The 25,521-nt window shown below is 60.4% G+C and carries 22 protein-coding genes; 14 read left to right on the top strand and 8 right to left on the bottom strand.

What is annotated here, in order from left to right:
- Positions 1–62 precede the first annotated feature (62 nt).
- The 4 genes from A6D6_RS03200 (at position 63) to lepB (ending at position 4,603) form a co-directional block, all read left to right on the top strand.
- Complete coding sequence (locus A6D6_RS03200) at positions 63–521, top strand: GNAT family N-acetyltransferase (protein WP_201303699.1); 459 nt, start codon at positions 63–65, stop codon at positions 519–521.
- A gap of 292 nt (positions 522–813) precedes the next feature.
- Positions 814–1,797 (top strand): hypothetical protein, encoded by a 984-nt coding sequence (locus A6D6_RS03195; RefSeq protein ID WP_159659905.1) that lies wholly within the window; start codon positions 814–816, stop codon positions 1,795–1,797.
- 12 nt (positions 1,798–1,809) lie between these two features.
- Positions 1,810–3,744, top strand: a complete 1,935-nt coding sequence (locus A6D6_RS03190) for a WD40 repeat domain-containing protein (RefSeq protein ID WP_159659904.1) — start codon at positions 1,810–1,812, stop codon at positions 3,742–3,744.
- Between the two features lie 34 nt (positions 3,745–3,778).
- Complete coding sequence (gene lepB / locus A6D6_RS03185) at positions 3,779–4,603, top strand: signal peptidase I (protein WP_159659903.1); 825 nt, start codon at positions 3,779–3,781, stop codon at positions 4,601–4,603.
- Between the two features lie 685 nt (positions 4,604–5,288).
- Here the strand turns inward: lepB and A6D6_RS03180 are convergent.
- The 5 genes from A6D6_RS03180 to A6D6_RS03160 all read right to left on the bottom strand — a co-directional run bounded on the left by A6D6_RS03180 (position 5,289) and on the right by A6D6_RS03160 (position 9,930).
- Positions 5,289–6,035, bottom strand: coding sequence for an ABC transporter ATP-binding protein (locus A6D6_RS03180; protein ID WP_159659902.1), 747 nt, complete (start codon positions 6,033–6,035; stop codon positions 5,289–5,291).
- Positions 6,032–6,826: an ABC transporter ATP-binding protein gene (locus tag A6D6_RS03175; protein ID WP_159659901.1), complete on the bottom strand. Its 795-nt coding sequence runs from the start codon at positions 6,824–6,826 to the stop codon at positions 6,032–6,034. The genes A6D6_RS03180 and A6D6_RS03175 overlap by 4 nt, the downstream gene beginning before the upstream one ends.
- Entirely contained in the window at positions 6,823–7,827 is a 1,005-nt protein-coding gene (locus A6D6_RS03170; protein ID WP_133491828.1) for a branched-chain amino acid ABC transporter permease, read from the bottom strand. The genes A6D6_RS03175 and A6D6_RS03170 overlap by 4 nt, the downstream gene beginning before the upstream one ends.
- A complete protein-coding gene (locus A6D6_RS03165) occupies positions 7,827–8,702 on the bottom strand; it encodes a branched-chain amino acid ABC transporter permease (protein ID WP_159659900.1) in 876 nt (291 codons plus the stop codon). The genes A6D6_RS03170 and A6D6_RS03165 overlap by 1 nt, the downstream gene beginning before the upstream one ends.
- 70 nt (positions 8,703–8,772) lie before the next feature.
- A complete protein-coding gene (locus A6D6_RS03160; RefSeq protein ID WP_133491830.1) occupies positions 8,773–9,930 on the bottom strand; it encodes an ABC transporter substrate-binding protein in 1,158 nt (385 codons plus the stop codon).
- 312 nt (positions 9,931–10,242) lie between these two features.
- Here A6D6_RS03160 and paaX point away from each other — a divergent pair, with 312 nt between their 5' ends.
- The 5 genes from paaX (at position 10,243) to paaK (ending at position 15,497) form a co-directional block, all read left to right on the top strand.
- On the top strand, positions 10,243–11,169 hold the full coding sequence (paaX, locus tag A6D6_RS03155) for a phenylacetic acid degradation operon negative regulatory protein PaaX (RefSeq protein ID WP_133491831.1): 927 nt from the start codon (positions 10,243–10,245) through the stop codon (positions 11,167–11,169).
- 477 nt (positions 11,170–11,646) lie between these two features.
- Positions 11,647–12,438: a 2-(1,2-epoxy-1,2-dihydrophenyl)acetyl-CoA isomerase PaaG gene (gene paaG, locus A6D6_RS03150; protein ID WP_159659899.1), complete on the top strand. Its 792-nt coding sequence runs from the start codon at positions 11,647–11,649 to the stop codon at positions 12,436–12,438.
- Positions 12,439–12,465: 27 nt separating this feature from the next.
- Positions 12,466–12,936 carry a hydroxyphenylacetyl-CoA thioesterase PaaI gene (gene paaI, locus A6D6_RS03145; RefSeq protein WP_201303691.1) on the top strand — a complete coding sequence of 157 codons (471 nt, stop codon included), beginning with the start codon at positions 12,466–12,468 and terminating at the stop codon, positions 12,934–12,936.
- Positions 12,933–14,141 (top strand): 3-oxoadipyl-CoA thiolase, encoded by a 1,209-nt coding sequence (pcaF, locus tag A6D6_RS03140; RefSeq protein WP_159659898.1) that lies wholly within the window; start codon positions 12,933–12,935, stop codon positions 14,139–14,141. Before paaI ends, pcaF begins: the two co-directional genes overlap by 4 nt.
- A gap of 60 nt (positions 14,142–14,201) precedes the next feature.
- Entirely contained in the window at positions 14,202–15,497 is a 1,296-nt protein-coding gene (gene paaK, locus A6D6_RS03135) for a phenylacetate--CoA ligase PaaK (RefSeq protein ID WP_159659897.1), read from the top strand.
- A 67-nt stretch (positions 15,498–15,564) separates the two neighbouring features.
- Here paaK and A6D6_RS03130 read toward each other — a convergent pair whose 3' ends face one another.
- Together A6D6_RS03130 and A6D6_RS03125 are read right to left on the bottom strand one after the other, a co-directional pair.
- Entirely contained in the window at positions 15,565–17,775 is a 2,211-nt protein-coding gene (locus A6D6_RS03130) for a hypothetical protein (protein ID WP_159659896.1), read from the bottom strand.
- A complete protein-coding gene (locus tag A6D6_RS03125; protein WP_133491836.1) occupies positions 17,765–18,406 on the bottom strand; it encodes a response regulator in 642 nt (213 codons plus the stop codon). Before A6D6_RS03125 ends, A6D6_RS03130 begins: the two co-directional genes overlap by 11 nt.
- Positions 18,407–18,652: 246 nt before the next feature.
- On the opposite strand from A6D6_RS03125, the gene A6D6_RS03120 reads away from it, so the two are divergent.
- From A6D6_RS03120 to A6D6_RS03110, 3 genes are all read left to right on the top strand, one after another.
- Complete coding sequence (locus A6D6_RS03120) at positions 18,653–19,183, top strand: hypothetical protein (protein ID WP_063140333.1); 531 nt, start codon at positions 18,653–18,655, stop codon at positions 19,181–19,183.
- 109 nt (positions 19,184–19,292) lie between these two features.
- Positions 19,293–21,143 (top strand): hypothetical protein, encoded by a 1,851-nt coding sequence (locus tag A6D6_RS03115; protein ID WP_159659895.1) that lies wholly within the window; start codon positions 19,293–19,295, stop codon positions 21,141–21,143.
- A gap of 109 nt (positions 21,144–21,252) precedes the next feature.
- A complete protein-coding gene (locus A6D6_RS03110) occupies positions 21,253–22,980 on the top strand; it encodes a hypothetical protein (protein ID WP_159659894.1) in 1,728 nt (575 codons plus the stop codon).
- Between the two features lie 33 nt (positions 22,981–23,013).
- On the opposite strand, the gene A6D6_RS03105 is transcribed toward A6D6_RS03110, so the two are convergent.
- The gene (locus tag A6D6_RS03105; protein WP_159659893.1) at positions 23,014–23,898 is read right to left on the bottom strand and encodes a LysR substrate-binding domain-containing protein; all 885 of its coding nucleotides are present in this window, start codon (positions 23,896–23,898) and stop codon (positions 23,014–23,016) included.
- A gap of 137 nt (positions 23,899–24,035) precedes the next feature.
- Here A6D6_RS03105 and A6D6_RS03100 point away from each other — a divergent pair, with 137 nt between their 5' ends.
- On the top strand, positions 24,036–24,731 hold the full coding sequence (locus A6D6_RS03100) for an FMN-dependent NADH-azoreductase (RefSeq protein WP_159659892.1): 696 nt from the start codon (positions 24,036–24,038) through the stop codon (positions 24,729–24,731).
- Between the two features lie 328 nt (positions 24,732–25,059).
- Positions 25,060–25,467, top strand: a complete 408-nt coding sequence (locus A6D6_RS03095; protein WP_159659891.1) for a GFA family protein — start codon at positions 25,060–25,062, stop codon at positions 25,465–25,467.
- Positions 25,468–25,521: the final 54 nt, after the last annotated feature.

Raw genomic sequence — 25,521 nt, 5'->3', positions numbered from 1 at the left:
GGTTGCCATCATGTGTCGCCTGGGGCGTTTCTGTGGGTTTATAGGACGTAAGGGTGGAAGAAATGTTGGGGTTCTCGGTTTCTGAGGTTGATGCCGAATCATTGCCTTGGGCTTTGTTGCTGGAAGCCGATCCTTCCGAACGGAATGTGCGTAAGTATTTGACGGGTGCTCGGTGCTTCTCAGTGAAAAAGAGCAACGACATAGTCGGCGTCTGCGTACTCAACACCATCGGCGACGGCGTCCTGGAGCTATTCAATATCGCCGTATCCCCTGATGTGCAAGGCCAGGGTGTAGGCTCGGCCCTGCTGCGCCAAGTGATTGACCAGTGCCGGTCCGAGGGCGTGCGCCGTATCGAGCTGGGTACCGGTACCTTTGGCTATCAGCTGGCGTTCTATCAGCGCCAGGGGTTTCGTGTGGAGGGCGTGGTCCGGGATTTCTTCCTTGATCATTATGATGAGCCGGTGATGGAAATGGGGATCCAGCATAAGGACATGCTAAGGTTGGGGCTGGATCTCCATTAACGCAAGCACAGGATGTGGTCATGAAATTGGATACAGGGCTGTCCCGAAATTTTGACATAGCCCGCTTGCACGCAACACGCTGGCACGCCAACACGCCCATCGAGACTCGTGAGCCGTTCCCTCCGCGGCTTCGTTGCTCCCAATTGCGGGAACGGTGGGCTGAGGGAGCGGTGGGCGATCCTCCGTTCACCTACGCGGATTTGGAACAGTGAACAGGGGCCTGTTGTATGTCACATCGGCCGTTTTTCTGGGCATGGCGTCAACCGCCTGGTCTCAAGTCACGATCGAGGGAATGTCCGCCAAGCACGCGACTTTGGGCGATTATGCCGAGTTTCATTTTCCTCTGGTGCAAGATAAGACGAAAGCCGCGCGACGGATCAACACCTGGTTGCAGGTGAGCTTGCTGGAGCGCTTCCCCGGCGGCCCCGGCGAGACGCCGTTCGATGCCGTTTGGCCAAAGGAAGGCAGTTGGACCGGGGTGACCTATCTGGATTATCAGGTAGTGACCAACAGCGAGGGATTTCTCTCCATCGTTTTCAACGGTGAATACACCGGTGCCTACCCGTCGGCTTTTTCCCAGAGTTACCGGTTTGAAACGCGGACCGGACAACCCCTGTTTCTGACTACTTTGTTTACTGATGATGGCGTGCAAAAACTGCGGTACCGGGTGGATGAGCTGCAGCTTGATGATATCGATGCCTTCCTGAAAGCGGCTCCTTCGAGTGGTCTGGATCAGGAGGAAGCGGAGACCCAGGCGGATCTGTATCGGGAGTGCGGCGAGAACATCCGCAAGGGATTGTACGATGAGCGCGAGTGGCAGCTGCGTGCCGATGCCCTGGTGATGATGCGAGGGTGCGGTTTTCCCCATGTGGCGCAGGCGCTGGATGACCTCGGCGATAAGGAAAGCCGGTTTGACTATGAGACGCTGGCGCCCTGGCTGAACGAATATGGCCGCTGCCTGTTGCTGGAGAAACGAACCGATTGTCCGTTGCCGGAGCGCGGCCCGGAGGGGGTGTTCTTTGGGGAAATCGACGATCGTTTCCCCGTGACGCTGGTTCTGGGCGCCTGGTCCGGCCCGGCCTGGTATGCCTACGATAAGTACAAGGTGCCGATACGTTTGCATCGGGAAGCGAGTAAGGAGGGAGAACGGGTGCTGACGCGCCGTGATGATGGGGATAGCACCGAAACCTTTACCTTGAAATGGACCGACCAGGGTGGTCTGGCCGGGACATGGCGGCGTCCGGGCAAGGTGCCACTGCCTGTCCGCTTGAACTGATTGGAGCGCGCCATGTTGGGTCGGCGGACAAAACAGGCAGGGATGGGGCTGGCGGTTCTGGTGGCGTCCTTGAGCCATGGGGAGGAGACCATGCCGGCCTTTCCTGATGAGACCGCCGTCTCCTGGCGGGTGCTGGACGACGGTGTGCGTAGCCGCACACCGGATGCCTTGCGCATCCCCGTGGTGACCCTGGACCCGGGGCGCCTGATCGGTTCGGAGCGTGCCTATATTCTGGTTCAGGCGCCCTATGGTCGAGTCTGGCCGGTAGTGGCGGAGGCGCTGGCGGATCACGGGGTGGTGTTCGAGCAAGGCACGCCGCCGCTGTACAGTCTTGAGGAGCCCTGGCTCGAGGTGCTGTTATCCAGAAACGGAGAATGGCGGGCACTGCTGTCGTCGACACCGGAGGGGCGAGATCTGGATGCGGCGGTAGCCGATGGCGCACTAACGGCCGAGGAACGGACCTGGCGTCGCCATCAGGCCCGGGCGCGGACCGAGGTGTCCCGAGAGAGGCTGTCCCGCTTGCCGGTGGCCCAGGCGGAATATGCACGGGCCGAATCTGTCCGTGAGTGGACTCAGGGGCGGCAGGGCAAACAGCAAGTGACATTGACGGTCACCGTGTTTGATGCCGGGGCGGTGTTTGGCACCACGGCGACGGTGATCGATGTTTTCCGTGATCAGCGGTTTCCCAATCCGGACTACCCGAGGCTGTGGGCGGCGGATGGGGTACCGACCCTTTTTTCCCAATCGCTGGTTCCCGCGGACCTGTTCGGTGAGGTCATGCGCGCACTGGATGTGGAACTGCCTGGCGCGGCCCGCCGTTTAAGCGACACCCCATCCCGTTGGCATGGGCCCGTGGCGCCACCGCCGGGGCCAGTAGAGCCTGGTTTACGGTATGCCACTCAATCGGATCTGACGATCACGCCGGAGATCCATACTCTCGCCAGCGCGGATCCCTTTACACCGAAAACTCTGCAGGCTCTGGCCAACGGTAGCCTGGCTATTGGTGTGGAGCGGGCGGCGTTGCTCGATGGTGAACAAGGCTGGATCGCCGAGCTTTGGCATTTGATGCCCAGGGAGCAACGTCTGGAAGTGTTATGGCAGGGATGGCAGGGGGTGGACTCGCTGTTCCTGGACCCGGCCACCGGGGCCTTGTGGTTCCGTGGCGATAAACACTGGTTTCGTTTTCGATCCGATCAGCAGGGGGCGCGGCCGGTGTCACTGTCGTTGCCCGCCGCCGACCCCGATGCGCGGATGTCCTGGCAACTGGATTCCCACGGGCACCCCCGACTCTGCTCTGATCGTGTGGACCGGATTTATCGTTACCGGGAACAGAAGGGTGGAAAGGGACACTATGCCGTGGCGGAGGTGCCCCGCGCGGCGTTTTTCAGTCAACCCCCGCGGCCTGTGCTCTGGCAGGGAGACGCTGTATGGGTGCAGGATCAGTATGGCATGGCGGAGCTGGATCCGGCGTCGGGGCGGGTGGCGCGCGTGATCCGGGCGCCACAACGTTCTGGCCGTGTTTTCGACGAAGGAACGCCGGAGGGCAGCGTATCCGGGGACGTCATCCCGCCCTGGCCGGCGGTCGGGTCACCGTCGGGGCAGTGGGTTACCGGAGGTTTCCGATTGCATCGGGGGCAAGGAGAAAGCGAAGCCCCGTTAGTGGGACTGCATGTCTTCGACACCGCCAGAGCCGAGTACCTGTATTCCGCGGTGCTTGATGGCCAGAGCCGGGTATCGGCGGTGGCGGCGTCGGCGGAAGGGTGGTGGCTGGCAATGGCGGCGGGTAATCACGTGCAGTTGTGGGAGGCGCGTACGGGGCGTACACCGATCACGTTGAACGTGCCCACTTCGGTCTCCGTGACGGCATTGTCCTTCGCCCCGGATGGCGGTGGCCTTTATGCTCTCACCGGGTCGTCGGTGTTGCACTGGCGCTTGCCATCCCTGTAATCGCGCGTTCTCTTTTTTTGATTAAGGAGTACACATGCCGAACCGCTGGTTTGCCGCCGTGATGGGCGTGTTGGTGCCGCCGCTGGCCTTTGTTTATCTGTCACGCTGGTGGTGGGTGCTGGTGTATTTGCTGGCAATGCTGGCGGCCGGTGGGGCGGATCTGGCCTTGGCCGGCCAGGGGGTTCCATCCGGTATCGGGCTGCTGGTGTCCATCGCCGCCGCGGTGCACGCCTTTGTGCTTGCCGGGCGCGTTCGTTTCGATGGCCGGCGACGCTGGTTCAACACCTGGTGGGGCGCGCTCAGCCTGCCACTGGCCTTCGTTGTGGTTATCTTCACCGCGAGAGCGTTCCTGTTTGACCTGTTCCGGATTCCGTCCTCCTCCATGGCGCCGACGCTGCAACCGGGCGGTTACGCGGTGATGCAGCGCTGGGGGTACGGCGTCCATGGCGCTTTTGGTCTGACTCTGCACGAAACCGAAGTGGCTGAACGCACACCGCCACGCCGGGGAGAGTTGTTCGTGTTCCGTCCGCCGGAAATGGCCGGGCAGCTGTTCGTCATGCGGGTGGTCGGTTTGCCGGGGGACCATGTTCAGTACGCGAACAAACAGTTGGTCATAAATGGTGGGCCGGTACTCACGGTATTTCGGGACGTAGGGGGATTCGCCGCCGAAACACTCGGCGGCCAGAGCTATTCGGTGCAGTATTCGATGACGGACGGGCCGGGACGTCGATTCGATCACGTTGTTCCGGATGGGCACTTCTTTGTTATGGGCGATAATCGCGACAACAGTTATGACAGCCGTTACCTCGGCATGATCCCCGCCGCGAACATGGTTGGCAAAATCGTGTTGAGCTGGTGATCAAGGGCGAGCAAAGAAAAGGTTCATCGCGGTTTGGAGGGATTTGGAATTATCCTCCATCAGGGACAGCGGGGCCGTGTTACGCCTTTGCGGAAACTAGTGAAGCAGGTTCCCGCAAAGGCGTAACGCGGCTCCGCTTCGAGGTGAGGGGCTAACGCCTGTGCTTTTCCAATCGCTGGCATGGACGGACTTCGAAGTCGCTGTGGGAGCCAGCTTGCTGGCGAATGGGCTTGCGGGCCTTAACATTTGCTTGCAGCGGCCCGCCGCCCGGACAAGCCCCCACAGTGGCGCTGTGGTGACCTCCGAGTTCAGGTCTCCAAGGCCAGCAAAGGCATAACGCACCTCCGCTATTTCGCGATGAGCCATAAAAAATGCCGGGAGCAATTTGTAGCGTTGCTCCGCGACGGCCTGTCATGCCACGAAGCCGCTGTGGGAAGCGGCCCGGGCGGCGCTCCGTTTGGCCGCGAAGGCCCTGGACTGTTGGCGATTCGCTTGCCAGCAAGCTTCCCACAGCGGCTTCGTGGCATGATCCGTGGGAGACCAGCTTGCTGGCGAATACAGCGGTTGGTAGCCAGGCCCGTGCCCGTGATTGAAGCGCAGTGGCCCGCGAAACCGCGATGAACCTAAAAAAAGCGCCGCGCCTGCCAGCACGGCGCCTGCTCGAAAAGCCATTCACTCAAATCACTTACCCGCCTAAATAGGCGGCCTTGACGCTGTCGTTATCCAGCAGCGAGGTGCCTTCTCCGCTGGCGACGATGCGCCCGGTTTCCAGTACATAACCGCGATCGGCCACCGCCAGTGCTTCGGCGGCGTTCTGTTCGACCACGAACTGGGTAATGCCCTCTGCTTTCAATTCGCGCACGATGTCGAAGATCTGCTCGATGATCAGCGGCGCCAGTCCCATGCTCGGTTCGTCCAGCAATAGCAGCCGTGGCCGTCCCATCAGGGCGCGACCCATGGCCAACATTTGCTGTTGGCCTCCGGACAGCGTGCCGGCGGTTTGGCGCCGCTTGTCCTTGAGGATGGGAAAGCGTTGATATTGCTTTTCCAGATCCTCGGCGATAGCGGCTTTGTCGTTCCGGGTATAGGCACCGAGCATCAAGTTGTCTTCCACCGACAGTCCGGAGAACACCTGGCGTCCCTCCGGTACTTGAACGATGCCGCGGCGAACGCGATCGGCGGCGTCACCGCGCGACAAATCGCCGCCGTTGAAGCGGATCTCCCCACTGGCGGGTTGCAGGCCGGAGATCACCCGCAGCAGGGTGCTCTTGCCGGCGCCGTTGGCGCCCACCAAGGCCACGGTTTCCCCGGGGGCTATGGTCAGCCCCAGCTCGTGAAGCACCTCGATGCGGCCATAGGCGCTGGTGATGTTGTTGAGTGACAGTAACGGTGTCGGCTCGGAACGGGGAGTGAAGGGGGCGGCGCTGGTCATGCCGGGACCTCCCGTGCCTGACGTTCGCGAGCGCCGCCGCCGAGATAGGCGGCGATGACTTCGGGGTGCTCGCGAATCTGCTCCGGAGTGCCTTCCGCCAGTTTGCGGCCGTAGCTGATCACCAAAAGATGATCGGATACGTTCATCACCAGTTTCATGTCGTGCTCCACCAGCACCACGGTGATGCCTTTACCGGCGATCTTCTGAATCACCGATTTCAAGGCGTCGGTTTCGGTGGCGTTGAGGCCGGCGGCGGGTTCGTCCAGCAGCAGAATATCGGGCTCCGCCGCCAGGGCCCGGGCGATCTCCAGTCGTTTGAGTGCGCCGTAGGGCATGGCGGAGGCGGCGTGATCCTGATAATCGCCGCAGCCGACGAAGTGCATCAACTCCCGGCATTGTTCGCGGCAGGCTCGATCCGCCTTTCTCAAGCCCGGCAGTTTGAGCATGGCGGCGAGCGCGCCGCTGCCGAGATGGCGGTGACGGCCCAGCATGACGTTTTCCAGCGCGCTCATGTTCATGCAGATCTGCAGATTCTGAAACGTCCGGGCCATGCCCATTTCGCAGAGCTTGTGGGGTGCCCGGCCAGTGATGTCGCGGCCCCCGAGGGTGATCGCGCCGTCGCTGGGCTGGTACAGACCGGTCACCAGATTAAACAATGTGGTTTTACCGGCGCCGTTGGGGCCGATGATCGAGTGCACATGGCCACGTTGTACCTCGAAAGACAGATCCTCGATGGCATGCACGCCGCCGAACTCCTTGCTCAGATGGGTGACGGAAAGCAGAGCGCTCATTGGGCACCTCGCTGCAGTCGCTGGAGCACGCTGGGCAGCAGGCCCCGCGGCAGAAAGATCATCACCGCCATCAGAATAGCACCGAACACCACCATCTCCAGCTCCTGAAAATCGGTAAGGAACTGGGGAATGAGCACCAGGATCGCGGCGCCGATGATGACACCGAAAGTGGATGCCATTCCGCCAAGTACGACGATGGTAATCAGTTCGATGGAATGTTCGAAGGACGCCACGGTGGGGGTGATGAAGCCGCTGTAGTGGCCGTAAAGGCTGCCGGCGACGCTGGCGTAGACAGCGGATATGACAAACACACGCAGCTTGTATTTGGCGGTGTCCACGCCTGCCACCTGGGCGGCGATCTCGGAACCGTGCAGGGCACGCAAGGCCCGGCCCAACGGGGAGTCGATGATGTTCAGCGCCAGCAGGACCGCGATCACCAGGACCGCGGCGGCAAGCAGATACCACAGTTCCACGCCGGTGAATGTCAGGCCGGCGAACTGATACTCGCCGAATACGCTCAGCTCGTGACCGAACAGGGACAGCGGCGGCAGACCGACGCCGTCCGGGCCACCGGTAAGTTGCTCTTCGTTGTTGAGTACGATGGCGGCGATCACGCCCAGGCCCAGGGTGGCCATGGAAAGATAGTGACCTTTCAGGTGCAGAATCGGCCGCCCCACCAGCCAGGCCATTACGCCAACGCCGGCGGCGGCGCTGAGCAGGGCCACCATAGGGCTCAGATTGTATTGGCTGGTGAGAATGGCGCTGGCGTAGGCGCCGGCACCATAGAAGGCGGCGTGGCCGAGGCTGACCTGGCCGGCGTAGCCCACCAGCAGATTCAATCCCACCGCCACGGTGGCGGTGAGGCAGATCTTGGTCAGCAGGTCATAGTGAAAATCGTTACTCACCGCCAATGGCATCAGTGCCAGCATCAGCGCCAACAGCAGCAAGCCCCCATAAGGGGAGATCAGAATATTCTTCTTCATCGCGCGCGCTTCCTTCATCACACCCGCTCCGCGGCCCGGCTGCCGAACAAACCGTTGGGCAGGAAAAACAAAATGGCGAGGATGATCACGAACGGCACCGCGTCCTTGTAATCGGAGGAGATATAGCCGGCGGTGTAGGCTTCGCTCAAACCCAATAACAAACCACCGACCACGGCTCCGGTGCTGCTGCCCAGGCCGCCGATGGCGGCGGCGACGAAGCCTTTCAGGCCCAGCATGATGCCGACGTCATAGGCGGTGAAGGTGATCGGTGTAACGATCAGGCCGGCGGCGGCGCCGAGCAACGCGGAAATACCAAAGGCAACGCCGAGGATAACCTGGGTCTTGATGCCGGCGAGCCGGGCGGCGTCCTTGTTCATGGAAGTGGCGAGAATCGCCTTGCCGAGCCGGCTGCGGCCGAAGAACAGGGCCAGCGCCACCACCAGAACCACGGCGATACCCAGGATCCACAGGCTTTGCGTCAACAGGGTGGCGCCGCCGATGGAAAGCGATTCGGTGGCACTGAAGCGGGGCAGCGCATGATACTCCTTGCCCCAGAAAAACTGGGCCAGGCCCCGCAGAAAGATGGACGCGCCGATGGTGATGATGATGAGCGTCACCACGTCGGCGTCCCGTGCCGGTGCGATGGCCAGACGATGCAGTAGAATACCGGCCACGGTCGCCAGTACCAGGGCGCCGACCATGGCCGCCGGCAAAGGCAGGCCGGCTCCCACCAGCACCACCGTGCCCATGCCTCCGATCATTAGAAACTCGCCCTGGGCGAAATTGATTACATGGCTGGCGTTGTAGATCAGGGTGAAACCCAGTGCCACCAAGGCATAGATGGCGCCCAGGGTGATCCCCGAGAACGTGAATTGGAAAAACTCGCTGAACATGTTCGGTCCTGCCCGGAAAGATAGCGGTGAGCAAGTGCCCGGGCGCCGTCCGGGGCGCCCGGATGGCGGATCATTCCACCAGAGCCCAGTGGCCGTCCTTCACCTCGAGAATGCGGAAGGAATCATAGGACAGCCCCATGTGATCCTCGGGGCTCAGGTGGTAGGTGCCGGTGACGCCTGCGTAACCCTGAATGTTTTCCAGAGCGTCACGCACTTTCGCCGGATCAGTGGAGCCTGCCTGTTTGATGGCTTGCACCGCCAACTGGAAGCCGTCGTAAGCGTAGCCGCCAAAGGTTGACACCGAACTGTTGTAGCGATCCTCGTAAGCCTGTTTGTAGCCGGTGACAACGCCGTGTTGGGGATCGTTATCAGGGATGGTGTCGGCCACCAACAAGGCGGTGGCGGGCAGGCGCAGGCCATTGGCGGCGTCGCCGGCCAGTTTCAGGAAGCTGTCGGAAGCGACGCCATGGGATTGGTAAAACGGCAGTTCGATGCCCAGTTGCTTGTAGTTCTTGGTGACGATGGCCGGGCCCTGGCCGAAGTCGAAGTTGAGCACCGCCTGGACGCCCTCGGTATTGCGGATACGGGTGAGCTGGGCGGTGACGTCGGTGTCTTTCGGGTTATAGGTCTCGTCGGCGACCACTTCGATCCCCATGGCCTTGGCTTCTTCCAGGGTCACGTTACGGCCGGAAGCGCCGAAGCCGCCGGTACCGGAAATCAGGCCGATATGGGTGAGACCTCGTTCCTTCATGTCGGTGAGTACGCGCCGGGCGGCCTGGCGATCGGATTGCGGCATCTTGAACACCCATTTCTTCACCGGGGTGGAGATGGTTTCCGCGCCGGCCAGGGAAATGAAAGGCACACGGGCCTGTTCAATCACTGGCACCGCCGCCATGGTGGCGCCGGTGGTACTGCCGCCGATGATGAGATCGACCTTGTCCTGCCGCAGCAGGCGGGTAACGAAGGTCCGGGCTTTGGACGCGTCTCCGGAATCGTCGTAGTGAACCAATTGAACCTCGCGGCCCAGCAGGCCGCCGTTTTCGTTCAGTTGGTCTACATACAGTTCCAGGGTTTTCAGTTCCGGGTCGCCGAGAAACGCGGCCGGGCCGGTAACGGAGAGGAATGAACCGATGCGAATCGGGTCTTCCGCCTTCACGACTGGGGACAGGGAGGTCAGACCCAGCGCCGCCACGGCGCCCACCGCCAGGGTTTTCAGCTTTGTTTTCATTATCACACCTATCTGCGTATGCCCCGGAGGGGCTTTGTTTTTATGCGCCTGACCGGGCTCCGGTGGCGCGGGACGTCCCATTAGCGTCCATGTTTTTTCAGGTATAAAGCGATACGAATTTTAAGTCAAGATCAAATTTAATGTGTCATAAAAGTTGCTATATTGGTCCAAGCCGCTGTTTTATGGTGCTATTCATTGGCCTTTTATGTCTCCGGACAGGAGGCTTTGGTAGCATGTCGCGCCGCCGAAAAGGCCGGTATCACGCTGATTTGAATGCCCCCGGAAAGGGCCCGGAGATAGGAAGATCACCCAGTGGATTTGCAATGCGAGCAATTGGAACGCTTGATCGAACGTTTTCAGCAGCGCCGGCCGCTGCGTACCGGTTCCCTGATCATCACCCTGTTCGGTGACGCCATCGTGCCCAGAGGCGGCGCGGTGTGGTTGGGCAGCCTGATCGATCTGCTGGAACCCATGGGCATCAATCAGCGTCTGGTGCGCACCTCGGTGTTCCGGCTGACCCGGGAAGGCTGGCTTATCGCGGAGAAAGTAGGGCGCCGCAGCTACTACGGACTCACCGCCGCTGGCCGTCGCCGTTTCGAGAAGGCTTTCAAGCGCGTCTATTCCGGCGTGCGGCCCACCTGGGACGGTGCCTGGACCCTGGTCATTCTCAATCAACTGGATCCGGAGGCCCGCCGTGATGTGCGCCAGGAACTGGAATGGATGGGGTTCGGCGGGCTGACGCCGGGTATGGTGGCTCATCCGATGGTGGACCGGGCCGAGTTGAACGCGACGCTGCAGGAGCAGAACGCGCTGGAAGACACGATCATATTCGAGACCCGGGCCCAGGACAGCTTTGCATCACGGCCGTTGCGTTTGCAGGTGAGGGACGCCTGGAATCTGGAGCAGCTCTCGGAGGGGTATCGGGAGTTTCTCGACCAGTTCCGTCCGCTCTGGCAGGAAATGAGCAAGCTGGAGACGCCGCCGCCGATGGAGTGTTTTCTGGCGCGTACGTTGTTGATTCACGAATATCGCAAACTGCTGTTGCGCGATCCGTTGTTGCCGGAGGAACTGTTGCCCTCGGACTGGGAAGGCCGCGCCGCGCGCCAGCTTTGCCGCAACCTGTATCGACTGACCTATCGTGGCGCGGAAGCCTGGATGAGCGAGCGCACGGAAACCGCGGAAGGCCCCTTGCCGGAGCCGGGGGATGGTTTCTATCTGCGCTTTGGCGGACTGGATTGACAAAGCTGCTGTGGGAGCTTCTATGGTGCCTTGCAAGCTCTGGCGCGCCATTCGCCAGCAGGCTGGCTCCCACGGATCATGCTACGAAGCCGCTGTGGGAAGCTTGCTGGCAAGCGAATAGCCAACGGCCCAGGGGCATCGCGGCCAAGCGGAGCACCGCTCGGGCCTCTTCCTGCAGCGGTTTCGTAGTTTGCCCGGTGATTCCTTATTTAATTGCCTTTTGGGAACTTTGGTAACATAAAGGGAATGGCCTGTTTATCAGGCTTATCCTGATGAAATTAAAGGAAAAAAGTTCCTTATTCCGGATTTTCTTCTTGTTCTATTCTTCTAATTCGATACATAAATATAGAATCCATGTGTTGACTTGTGTCATGTCTGGGCTATGCTTTCCGACCATAGTTTGGCGTCGGAACTGCGCGGCGGGCCACTGCCTGGCAGGTCTGATCATCGATACCAAGAAAAGGGCAGGACCGGATTATGGAGTTCGCCACCATTCAGTTTCGTCTGGAGGACGGCGTCGCTACCCTGGCGCTGAATCGTCCGGAACGTCTGAACAGTTTCAATGAGCAGATGCACCGGGAAGTACGGGAAGCCCTGTCCATGGTGGAGCAGGATCAAACCGTGCGGGCCCTGCTGATCACCGGGAACGGCCGTGGTTTTTGCGCCGGCCAGGATCTTTCCGACCGGAGCGTGGCGCCCGGCGCCGAAGCGCCCGATCTGGGCTCTTCCATCGAAACCTGGTACAACCCGCTGATTCGTACCCTGCAGCGTTTGCCGATGCCGGTGATCGCGGCGGTCAACGGTGTCGCCGCCGGTGCCGGCGCCAATATCGCCCTGGCCTGCGATCTGGTCATCGCCGCCCGCTCCGCCAGTTTCACTCAAGCGTTCTGCAAAATCGGTCTGGTGCCGGACTCCGGTGGCACCTGGCAACTGCCGCGCCTTGTGGGGATGGCCCGCGCCAAGGGGCTGTCCATGCTGGGTGACAAATTGACCGCCGAGCAAGCGGCCGCCTGGGGTCTGATCTGGCGATGCGTGGACGATGATGCGTTGCGCGCCACCGCCACCGACCTCGCTCGCCATCTGGCCACTCAGCCGACCCGTGGTCTTGCCCTGATCAAGCAGGCTTTGAATCAAAGCTTTGACAACGATCTCGATACACAGCTCGACGTGGAGCGGGACTTGCAGCGTGATGCGGGCCGCACCGGAGACTATCGGGAAGGCGTCGCCGCGTTCATGGAAAAGCGCGCACCCGAGTTCCAGGGTCGTTAAGGCTGCCCATCCGATTTGGAGATTTGCATGGCTGACCCGAATACCGCCACGACGGCGCTGGACGGTGTTGCTTTGGCCAGACGTTGTGCTGAATCCATGTACGCGAGGGACACCGCGACCCGCGAACTGGGCATGACGCTGGAAACCGTTGCGCCGGGATGCGCGATCCTGTGCATGCCAATACGTGACGACATGATTCAGGGGCACGGCTCCTGTCACGGCGGTTTTATTTTTGCGCTGGCGGATTCCGCTTTCGCCTTTGCTTGTAACACCTATAACGAAGCCACCGTCGCTGCCGGCTGTTCCATCGAGTATGTGTCGCCGGGATTACCCGGTGATGTGCTCACCGCGGAAGCGCGGGAACTGACCCGTAAAGGGCGAACCGGTGTTTACGATGTACGTGTCACCGGCGGTGATGGCCAGTTGGTGGCCCTGTTTCGCGGCAAATCCTATCGCGTTCGCGGGCCGGTGATTCACGATGAGGAGAGCCAGGCATGAATGAAGCGCTGATTTTTGATGCCGTGCGCACCCCGGTGGGACGCTTCGGCGGCGCTTTGGCGACGATGCGCGCCGATGACCTTGGCGCGGTGCCGATGAAGGCATTGATGGAACGTCATGCGGATCTGGATTGGTCACAGCTGGATGATGTGTTCTATGGCTGCGCCAACCAGGCCGGCGAGGACAACCGTAACGTGGCGAGGATGAGCGCGCTGTTGGCCGGCTTGCCGGTGAGTGTGCCCGGTGTGACGCTGAACCGTCTTTGCGGTTCCGGCATGGACGCGGTGGGCACTGCCGCTCGTGCTCTGCGTTGTGGCGAGGGCAGTCTGATGCTGGCGGGCGGAGTGGAATCCATGTCCCGGGCGCCGTTCGTGATGGGCAAGGCCGAGCAGCCGTTCTCCCGCAAGGCGGAAATATTCGACACCACCATCGGCTGGCGCTTTGTCAATTCACTGATGAAACAGCAATACGGTATCGATTCGATGCCGGAAACCGCGGAGAACGTGGCGGAGCAATTCAAAATCGGCCGTGAGGACCAGGACGCTTTTGCATTGCGCAGTCAGCAGAGAGCAGGCCGTGCCATGACCGCTGGTGTGTTCGACGTTGAGATCGTGCCGGTGAGTGTGCCGCGCCGAAAAGCCGATGCTCTGATCGTCGGCGAAGATGAGCACCCGCGACCGGATACCACGGCGGAAGCGCTGGCGAAACTGGGCACACCCTTCCGCAAGGAGGGCGGCACGGTCACCGCCGGTAATGCCTCCGGCGTCAATGACGGCGCTTGCGCGGTGCTGCTGGGCAGCGAAGCGGCGGCGCGCCGCTGGAACCTGAAGCCCCGCGCCCGGGTGGTGGGAATGGCCACCGCCGGTGTTGAGCCGCGCATCATGGGTATCGGTCCGGCACCGGCCACTCGCAAGGTGTTGGCGCGGACCGGTCTGAATCTGGTGGATATGGACGTCATCGAACTGAACGAAGCCTTTGCATCCCAGTCCCTGGCGGTGCTGCGGGAGCTGGGTTTGCCGGATGACGCCGAACACGTGAACCCTAACGGCGGCGCCATCGCGCTGGGGCACCCGCTGGGCATGAGCGGTGCCCGTCTTATCACCACCGCTTTGTGCGAGCTGGAGCGGCGTCAGGGCCGCTATGCGCTGTGCACCATGTGTATCGGCGTGGGACAAGGCATTGCCGTGGTGATCGAGCGGCTTTAAGCGAACAAAAAGCAACGCAGACAGACCTAAAGACAGAATAACGAGAGGCGGAGCATGAACATGCCATTCAACCTGGAGAATCGTTTCGATCCGGTGGAGCGGGTCAGCGTGGATGAGCTCAAGCAGTTGCAAGTGGAGCGTCTTCGTTGGAGTCTCACGCACGCCTACAACAATGTGGCGTTCTACCGCAAAGCGTTCGATGACGCCGGTGTTCATCCTTATGATCTGAAATCGCTGGACGATCTGCGCCATTTTCCCTTCACCACCAAAGCGGATCTGCGCGACAACTATCCGTTCGGCATGCTCGCCACGCCCATGCGGGAAGTGGTGCGGGTGCACGCTTCCAGTGGCACCACCGGGAAACCCACGGTGGTGGCCTACACCCGGAACGACATCAATAACTGGGCCGACGTCATGGCGCGCTCCATCCGTGCCGCCGGTGGCCATGCCGGCGACAAGGTCCACGTGGCCTACGGTTACGGTCTCTTCACCGGTGGGTTGGGCGCCCATTACGGCGCCGAGCGACTCGGTTGCACGGTGATTCCCATGTCCGGTGGCCAGACCGAGAAGCAGGTTCAGCTGATCCGCGACTTCGAGCCGGACATCATCATGGTGACACCGTCCTACATGCTCAACATCGCCGACGAAATGGAGCGGCAGGGCATGGACCCGCGCGAGTCCAGCCTGAGACTGGGCATCTTCGGCGCCGAGCCATGGACCCAGACCATGCGCGAGGAGCTGGAAAACCGTCTCGGTATCAGTGCACTGGATATCTACGGCCTGTCCGAGGTGATGGGGCCGGGTGTGGGTATGGAGTGCATCGAAACCAAGGACGGCCCGACCATCTGGGAAGACCACTTCTATCCGGAAATCATCAACCCGGAAACCGGTGAAGTGGTGCCCGATGGCGAGTACGGCGAGTTGGTTTTCACCTCCTTGACCAAGGAAGCGCTGCCGATCGTTCGTTACCGGACCCGCGACCTGACCCGGCTTCTGCCCGGTCAGGCTCGTCCCATGCGTCGCATCGACAAGATCACCGGCCGCAGCGACGACATGCTGATTATCCGTGGTGTGAATGTTTTCCCCACCCAGGTGGAGGAACAGATTCTCAAGATCGAGGATCTGGCTCCGCACTATGAAATCCATGTGGAGAAGGATGGCAATCTGGACTGCGTGACGGTGCGGGTCGAGCGCAAGCCAGAGTCCTCCGCCGCATCGGCGGACGTGGCCAGAGCCTTGCAACAGCGGGTGAAAACGCACATCGGTATCAGCACCAAAGTGGAGGTCGCCGATACGGGTTCGCTGGCGCGGTCCGAGGGCAAGGCCAGGCATGTGTTTGACCGGCGTCTGAAATAGGGGGGGCTGAGGGGGGCGCTGGGGATTCAGGCGCCTCGAAAAGCCGGCAAGGGATAGAAAGGCTGGTTCACTTGGCGGTAATGAAGTACCCCGCGTCGGCCTTTGGTAGGGGAATGCGTGCTTCCATGCAAAACTGCCGTGGACTCCCAGGTACACAATAAAGTGACAGTTCTCCACTGATCTCTTCAATACGTGTGCGCATGTTGCTGAGTCCACGGCCGGGTAGGCCGTCGCTCCATTCAGAGCAAGGAAAGCGGTTCACTTCATTGCGCAGCAGTAAACAGAGCTCTCCCTGCTGGTCCAACTGAGCATTAAAGGTCAGCGTGTTTGGCACGCCATGTTTGAGCGCGTTGGTGACCGATTCGTCCAGGATACGCCGCAGGTTTATGTAGTGACGCGGGGGCAGGGAGGTTTTATCCATATCGCCTGATATTGACCAGTTGAGGTCGAAGCGCGGCCCCAGTCGCTCCCGAAGGTCTCCGTACCAGTCCTCGAGTAGCGCCTGAAGATCATAGCAGTGCCTGTGATCCAGAGCGTGAATCGCCTCTCTCAAGGCGGTTAGGGCGTTGCGCGCCAACTCTTCGTTATGTTCGTTGGGGGCGGTGTGTATCAGGGTAAGAAGACGGCCACCAACATCATCATGTAAATCCCTCATGATCCTTTGGCGCTCCTGGATGGCGCCGGCTTCGCGTGCTTGCCTTACATTGTTGATCCGCTTCGCGGTTGAAACCAGCGCTTGAGCGATCTCGGTATCCCGCTTGCCGAAGAGTCGGCGGCCTCCTTGCCCATAGAGCAGACAGAGCCCACCTGAAGGCGTACCTGGCGAGGGAAGGAGAAGCCGGGAACCATTTCCGGCAAGGCGTGCCTTTTCAATGGTTTCGTCGATCCGGTCGAGAGAAAGGGGCTGGAATACTTTCCGGAGTAGCTCCTGCCAAAGCGGGAAGGCGCGATCATCGGGATTGCTGTATAGGGCTTCGACGAAGTCCGGAAGATGACGCTCCATGTTTACTTCCGAGGAAGCGGCCAGCCGCCGCCACAGCCACTGCCGAACGGGGAAATAAACCCAGCCCACCGCGATGACGGAGAAGGCAAGTGCATGGGCATGACTCAGGCCGAAGGCGGAAATCACCAGGATATCCACCAGAACCACGGTGAGACCACCGAGAAACCAGGCCCAGGCGGTAAACCACCATCGCTCCAACTGGAATAACCGGTAACGGAGAATGCCCAGTGCGAAACCCAGGTATAAGGTGACCACCAGTCCTACCATAGTGGCGGGGTTGGCGATGGGACTTACCTTGAAGGCCACGGGCAGGAAATACACCACCAACCCTGCCCCCATGGCGATAAGGATTGAAAGGAAAACCCAGCGCAGCGCGGCACGGTCCAGCGGATTGTTCCTGGCGCGTCGCCACTGGGATACAACGAGAGTTATGCCAAGGGGATAGTAGAGCACCAGAGGCAAATAGAAGCTGTGTAGAGGAAGATCCAGCATCTGGGTATTTTCGTTGATTTGCTGGAGCACGACCGCGGTGGTGATAAGGAAAATGAGCTTCGAAGCATGTTTCAAGGGCTTTGGGTAGATGATCAACAGCACAAGAAAGGCAACAAGAAGAAGGTGAACGCCAATATGGTTCAGTCTCATCAAGGCATCGAATTGCCATGCGGGCAAGGCGAGTTCGCGGACTTCCCACAAGCTATGTTGCCAAGTGGCCAGGAACATGCCTGAGCCGGAAATGGCGAGCAGGCGAGGGGGCCAGTTGGCGGGTAAAAAAACCCATACTGAAAGGCCGATCAGAAAAGCAATCAAGCCATAGGTATGTAGCAACCAGAACGTCCACGGAAGGGATGACAGTGGGCGATGAAGCGCGGGCTCGAACGTCAGAGGCTGGTCGTTGTTGACTATCAATGTCACGGTGGGTGCGCGGAGGGCTTGTGCTATCTGGTTTTCCACGTCGAGATAGGTGTTGTAGTGCTGGAAGGTGGGCTCGGCGTGGGGTTGGAGATGGTGATCATAACCTTTTAGCGAAAACGGGCGGCCGTGAATGATCAGAGCGCGTATGTGGTCGCCGGGATGCAGTCGTCCAGCCAAGGGGCCCCGTTGATCGACCTTCGTTACCTGTAGTCCTTCAGTGTCAGCGGGTATCAGCTTCACGCCAAGCCAAGGCCCGCGTGTGGCCAGCCAGGCGGCAAGTGCTATGGTTGCGAGGAGAAGGAAACTGGCTATCAAAAGCGTCTGAAGGGGGGCAAGCCTCCATCGTGACGTGTCAGAGATCATTGTTGATGACCCCCAGTCGTACCGCCTGCAGCGCGGCTTCGGCACGGCCGGAAACGCCCAGCTTCCGATAAATAGTCTTGGTATAGCTGGCCACGGTATTGGCGGTGATATCCAACGCTTCTGAGATTTCTCCGCGGGTAAAGCCTCTGGCGAGTAAACGCAGTACATCCGTTTCTCTCTGGGTCAGATCGGGGACCTCCTCGGGCAGGGAGGTGCGCCGGAAGTGGCGGAGAATTCGGCGGGCCACGCTGGGAGAAAGGGGCGGTTCCCCACGGGCGATACCTTGCAGTTGAGCCAGTAAGCGGGTTCGAGGCTGGTCTTTCAGGATATAGCCGAGGGCTCCGGCTTGCAGAGCGGAGAAAAGATGATTGTCGTCATCATAGATCGTTGCCATGACGATATAGGTGTCCGGTGCCGTGGCCTGCAACTCGGTTACCAGATCCACGCCGCTACCGTCGGGCAGGCTGATATCAACCACGGCCAGGTTGAAATTCTCCTTGCTGGCCTTCGCGCTGGCATTGGATAGCGTATCCGCCGTTACCACGGATATACCGGGGAATGCCTGCCGAAGCAGCTCCGTGAGCCATTCCCTGCTTTCCCGGTGATCTTCAACAATGAGCGCCGTTTTCATTGGTTTTCCCCTCTCCCCGGTTACCCGAACACATATACCACATCGCACTCCATTCATTCACATCGATCGGGAACCGTATCGGCGGCCCCGTTGCCCGCCCATCCCCCCTTTGAGGGTACCCGTTTGTGGGATTGGGCTTGCGGCGGTGTCTCTCTATGCTGCCATGACCGATGACCATGAAGGGCAGGACGTCCTTGGCACCGTCCCTTCCTCTTGTGGTGAGAGTGGCATTAAGGGAGAGGTTTGATGAAACAGAAAGGGACTGATCTGTTGATGTGTACGATTCAGGGCGCGGTCTTGGTCGTATTGCTCACGGCGAAAGCTGAGTCGGCGGGCGCTGATACTCTGGAGGGAGAACTGGGCGGAGAGTCCCGCTCCTGGCATGTGTTGCGTGACGGTCAAACATCCACTGCCCGCTTTTCAAATGTTGCGCCCGGGGTGGTGGTGTACCAGGTGCAGGGCCATGCGGAGGAAAAGTTCGCGATAGCGGAATCCGTGGCGCTTTCCTTCACCGCGATGAACGGCCGCCTTATTGGCACTCCGGAAGTGTCCTACTTTCCCGAAAACAGTCTTTTCCCGGTGTATAGCAATCAAGGCGGCGGAAAGCTCACTCTTGAGCATCTGAAAAGTGGAGAGGACACGGTGGTGCTCAAAGGGCGCTACCAGGGCTCCCTGGAGCGTTTGGAAGGCATCGGCAAAGACGCCTCCGGCGGCGATTCGCTGACGCTGGATCTGTTCTTTGATGTGCGTCTACGGCCGGGGGATGAGCAGGAGTGAGAGGCGTTTCGTGTAGTCCCGCCTGGGGCGGTCGCCACGAGAAAACTGGAAATCGTCCGATGGAAAAAGGCCGGGTTCATATCAACAGGGGAGTATAAGGAATAAAGCTATGAATAATGACGGAAAAGTATGGAAGGGTGCGGCCGTATTGGCGCTGGGTATTGCCATTGCCGCCTGTGGCGGCGGAGGTGGCGGTTCGGCTAGTGGCGGGAATGTTTCAGGAGGTGATGATCCCGGTGATGGCTCTGATGGTGGGGCCGGAACGCTGTCCGGCCTGACCGGTGATGCCGACAATCAGGATCTATTGTACTTCAGCCACTCTTACGAGACCGGAGAGAGCCCGGGCACTGGCCAAACCATGTATCGTTCGGTGCTTTACGCCCTGGATCCGGCCAACCCCGAGATGCCGACAGCGCTGCCGCTGGATACCCGGGATTCCGCGCAGGGTGATGATATGGGGCGAAGCCACTATGTGCCGCTCCATGAAGCCAACATTGATGCGAGCGATGGTAGCGTCAGCGATTACCGTGTGGCGGACGTGCTGTTTCTGCATAACCGCTTGAACGGCAGCGAAACCTCCGAGGGCTTTGCCCGGGTGGGCGCGGAGGTGGGGGCACCCGACCCGGTTCGGGTGTCGTCGGAAACCTATCTCGGCGCGGCGGTGACCGGCGCCGGCACCCTGGTTCGCCAGAATTACTCGGACTCGGGCGATGCGGCGGTGGTGTATGGCTTGCCAGGTAATGAAAAGCGCGTGCGGATGACCTTTGGGCCTGGCGATGCGCCAGGGTCAAGTGGCGGAGGAACGGTCCATCATGTTGTTGATATTGATGCCTTTGGTGCAAATGATTCACTGAACAGACAGACCTATCTTGTTCTCAGTGACTATGGCGGCACTCAATGTGATGGGGGCTATCGGCTGGCCATGGATCATATGTACCCCGAAGGCGGTAACAGTATTTCCAATACAAACCTGCTGCCAGGCGGCAGGGAAGCAAAAAGAGCGGTTCCGCTGGGTGGTCCGCTGAACGATGGCTCCCAATATCTGATCATTGATACGGTTATTGATACGGGTATTGCCGGGCGCCCTTGTCTTTCCGAAGGCGGCACTTTATGGCGTTACGACGCCACTCAGCCATTTGAAAAATTGGTTCAGGTTCTGGATGAAAGCAATGAACCTCTGGTTTTCCCCGAGGGCATTGCCGGAGGGGCGGTAGTGCCTCAGGAACGGCATCTGGCCCGGGAGGGCGGCGTGCTGTATTTCGGTATCGCTGAACTTTTCGGTATGACCCCACAAGATATCTACCGGGTGGAAGGCGAGGGTTGGTCCGTGTTGTCCGAACAGGAACAACCGCTTGGCTGGGAGCTTGGTTTTATCATTGCTGATGAAGGGCGGGTGGTGGCTTCGGCTGGCAATGGCGTGGTGAGCTGGAACAGCCAGGGCGGTGATCGAAAAGTGCTGGATACCACCGAGGCGGACTGGAGCGGCAGTATCCAGAGCGAGGTGCTTGGCAGCCGCGACGGTTGGATCTTCTATACCCGTGCGCACATCACCGGTCGTGATGACGCGGTGGCCAGAAAGATTGACGGCAGTGATGCCGTGGTGATCGAGGACGCCCGCTGGATCGGTGCTTCTCTCAGCGGTAACGGCGACGCCATCAGCAATATGACAGAGCTGAGCGAGGTGTTTCTGGAAACCAATGACAGGGAAATCGCCGCCGTCAGCGCCGCCGATCCCAAGGCGGGATATGTGGTGCTGGGCCAGCATAACGGCCAGTGTGAAGCCGGCGTTTGCTATTCCGCTTCCATGTACGGTCTGGCCCCTGGCCCGCACCGCCTGATTCAGGTACAGCGGGATGACGACACCACCGAGGTGTATTACGCCAACACCCGTGAGCAGGGTTCCTTGCGCAAAGTCATTGACGATCCCACCGGCGAGCAGCGTCCGGTCACGGGCTTCTAATTCAACCACCTTGGTATAACAAGCCGGATACGCCTGCTGGTTCTTGCTCCATGCTCCCAATACCCGGGTGAGTGGGGCAAGCCGCGGGCGGTCCTGGGAGGGGAAAATAATGACATTGCGTATTTGGGCCATGTTGCCAGTGTTGATGTTATTGGTCGCTTGTGGCGGTTCATCATCCAGCGGGCCGGCTTCGTCAGGCGCTTTACCGGATCATGACGAGCCTCCGTTGGAAGATCCCGAGCAGGACAATCCCCCGGAAGAGCCGTCCCCGCCGGAGGGTGGGCGGTTGGCGGGAGTGGTGCAAAAAGGGCCTTTTCAGGCGGGATCCAAGGTAACGCTGGTGCCATTGATTCTGGGGGCCGTGGATGAAGGTGCGCGAGTTCTGGAAACCACGGTGGACGAGCAAGGCCGCTATGCGTTTGCGGCGACCGGGCTGAGCGGTCCGGCATTGCTGAAAGTTCAGGGCTATTGGTTCGACGAGCGTAACGGCCGGTTCAGTTCGGAGCCGATAACGCTGAGAGCGGTGGTGAACGTGGCGGACGGCAAGGGCAACATTAATCCGCTCACGGATTTGATCAGCGCGCGCTTGCAAGCGGCTTTGGCGGAGCATGATGACGATTATCCGGCGGCGCTACAAAGCACCCTGTTGGAATACCACGCGCTGACGGGGCTGCGCATGCCGCCGGGGGCACTGGACATGCTGAAAGGGTTTATCGTCGGCGAGACGCTGGATGTGGCCTACTATCAGGAAGTCGGCCTTTTGCCGATGATTCTGTCGGCAATGGCACAGGGGGGCATGGAAGGGCTGGCGGCGGCGCGGGAAGGCTTTGCCGCCGGTGGCGCCGAGAATGAAGAGGCCCGCGCGTTCTGGCAAACCATGTGGACGGGCTATGCCGAACTAATAGCGGAGCATAATGACGAGAGCGCGCTTCTGACCCATCTCCAGGGACATCTGTCGGGGCAGTACCCGCACGCCTCGGGGGAGGCGTTTCCGCCTTATTTGGGCGGTGTTCAGAGCCTGTTGGCAGGGTACGCGCCCAGTTGCTCGCCGGGGCCGGACGGAAGTCATTCGGAGCATAACCGGCGCCTGTGTCTTGGTGGCGACGGGCAGTCGTTGATGGTCGGCGGCGAGTATGGGCAAGCCGGGCTCTATCTGGACGCGCCGACGGACGCCAGTTATCGGGTTGTCGTGCAGCAGTCCGATCCCGTTCCGAATGATGCGCCTGTCTATCTGGAGAGCGTTTCCACCGGTAATAGCAATGCCAGTCTTTATGAGCAGTGTCAAAACCACGGCAATTGCTCGGTGGCGACCTCGGCCAGAAGACAAGGCAGTCGGATGTATTTTCGCATCCGAACCGGGGGCGAAGCGCGTCAAGTACGTGTTTATGTGGAGCGCCTGGGAGACGGGCACCCGCAGCAACCGATGGTGATTGCCCCGGATCGTGTGCCTCACCATGGCAGAGCGGGAATCCGTGATGGCGGCAGTACACCGCCGTTGACACACTCGGCATATGCCACGGAAAACAGCTTCTCGCACTACTTCTTTTATGTCGGCGTGGGGGACAAAACCCTGGTGGTGGATAATTTCCTCTGTGGCGATGAGGTGTTGCCGCCGGCATGGGGCATGGAAATACTGTTGGCGAAAGTCAGTGGGCAGGGCTATGAAACGGTGGCATCGAGCCCGGGAGCCCGAAACTGCGAAGGGATTCGTCATGATATCGTCGCGGGGGAAACCGGATTGTACTATCTGAGAGTTCATCCGGATTACGAACGCGCAACGGGAACCCAGCCGTCCTCCGTCAGTCACGATTATCGTATTCGTCTGTTACCGAGGTAGTGCCGGGGGCCGTGATTCGCTCTTATCCAGCGATCATCTGACCAGTCCCATCACCCAGTCCCGCACCGCGGCGATACCCTGCTCCCGTAGCCGTTCCTTTGGATAGACCAGGTGGAATGGCTGCGCCAGCAGTTCCGGTCCAAACGGTTGCACCAGGCGGCCGCTGCGCAGTTCATCCCGAATCAGTTCCCGGCTCATCAACGCAATGCCCTGGCCGTCCAGGGCCGCGCTGACGATGTGGGTGTCGTCCGAGAGCGCCAGACCGGCATCAATATCCAGACCCTCGACCCGGGCCCGTTTTTGCCAGGCGGGCCAGCCCAGTAGCGCTCCGGAGTTGGTGGAGGGCTGGTAGTGCAGCAGGGTGTGATGGCGCAGGTCGTCATGGTCGCGGATGTTCAGCGCCGGACTGCAGGCGGGCACGAAGACATTATCAAACAGCTTTTCCGACTCCAGTCCGGGCCATCGGCCATCGCCATAGCGGATTGCCATGTCGGCGGCGATGCCGTCCAGTGGCAGTACGTCATAAGTCACTTGAAGGCTCAGATTCAGGTCGGGTTGTTCTTCTCTCAGATAACAGACATTGGGCAGCAGCCAGCGCGCCGCCACCGACGGAATGGTGGACAGGGTGACGCTTTGTCGCTGGGGTGTCTGTCTCAGTCGTGACGCCACGTCATCGATGGCGTCGAAGGCGTCGGTGCATACCGCTCTCAGCGCCTGTCCCTGGGCGGTGAGAGTCAGTTGCCGTGGGCGGCGTATGAACAGAGGGACGCCCAGGTGTTCTTCCAACTGCCGCAACTGATGGCTGATCGCCGTGGGCGTTACCGACAGCTCCTCGGCGGCTTTTTTGGCGCTGCGCAGGCGTGCCGTCGCTTCGAAGGCGCGCAGGGCGGACAGAGGGGGTAGGTGTCGGGCGCTCATCAGTGGTGCCTCAATGGATGAATTTTATTTTCCGGAATCGACAAAAAAACGTCGTTTGTCGCTCTTTCGTGGCTCTGATGTCATGGGTTTCGAGTCAACAATGATTGAACTGGCCTCATTCATCAAGGAGCAGAGCCATGACTACGTTATTGCATATCGATGCCAGCCCTCGTCCCGGCCGTGCGGGAACCGACGAGCACGGCTCCCATACCCGCCGTCTCACCGATCATTTTGTCACTCAGTGGCGCCGCCGACGGCCTGGGGACACGGTGGTGCGCCGGGATATTGGCGCCCGCCCGCCGGCACTGACCACGGTGGAGTGGATCCAGGCCGCGTTTACCGCCCCGGAGCGTCATCAACCCTGGATGAGGGAGGTGCTGGCGGAAAGCGATACCCTGGTTCAGGAAGTATTGGACGCGGACGTTCTGGTGTTGGGTGTGCCCATGTATAACTTCAGCTATCCCGCCGCCTTCAAGGCCTGGATCGACAATATCGTACGGGTTGGGCGCACCGTGGATTTCGATCCGTCCAATCCGGAGGATTCGTTCACTCCGCTGCTCGCCGACCGGCCCCGCCATGCCGTGATTCTGTCTTCCCGGGGCGACCATGGGATGAATCCCGGCGGGCCCCTGGCGCATATGAATCACCTGGAAGCAAGCGTTCGCACCGCGCTGGGCTTCATCGGTATCGAGCGGTTCCATGAGATCGCCATTGAGCACCAGGAGGAGGGTGGTGAGCGCCTGGATGCGTCCATCGCCGATGCGTTGTCCCGGGTGGAAAGCCTGGTGGATGAGCTACAGCAAAGCCGGGAACCGGTGCCGGCTTGCGCCTGATCAATGGGAACAGACCGGGGCGTGGTCCGTGGATTAGTGCGATCCCACCGTTGTGTAACAGGCCGCCGACACGCCACACGCTCATTTGTTGGCAAGCCAGCTTCCCACGGCGGCTTCGTGGCTTTTTCCGTGGGAAGCGGGCTTGCTCGCGAATGCAGCGCGAATTCCTATCTCCAAACCAATAAACTGGCCACGGTTATGGATTCAGCGTTCAAATGTCGGAGCCGTCAAAATTGGTGGGGCCGCGGTGGTGTATGGACCGTGGTCAGCTCTGGCGAGGGCGGTATGATGAGCAGCATCAGGGGCGATCACCGGGAGAGGAGCGGTAATGTACACAGGACAATGTTTATGCGGCGGTGTCCGGTTCCGGATCGAAGGCGAACTGGCGCCGGTGCAGGTCTGTCATTGCTCCCAATGCCGGCATGCCCAGGGCACGCCCTTCGCCACCAATATTCCGGTCCCCACCGATGCTTTCCACCTGGATGCCGGTGAGGACTTGCTCAAGGGCTTCGAGTCCACACCGGGCAAGGAGCGGGTGTTCTGCGGTCACTGTGGTTCACCGCTGTTCAGCCGCCGGGCCGATCTGCCGGAGGTGGTGCGGATCCGTGCCGGTCTGATCAACGGGCCTTTGGACGTGCGCCCGGCCTGGCACGCTTTCACCGCCTCCAAGGCCGATTGGTGGTCGATCAATGATGATTTGCCCTGCTATCCCGAGGGCTACCCCGGACGGCCCTGAACGCGCCGGATTTGGCTCCAGCCCCCTGGACGTTTATCATTTGCCGCGCCTTTC

The sequence above is a fragment of the Alcanivorax xiamenensis genome (assembly GCF_009846745.1).
Lineage (GTDB): Bacteria > Pseudomonadota > Gammaproteobacteria > Pseudomonadales > Alcanivoracaceae > Alloalcanivorax > Alloalcanivorax xiamenensis.
This window is presented reverse-complemented; position numbering and strand designations above follow the sequence as displayed.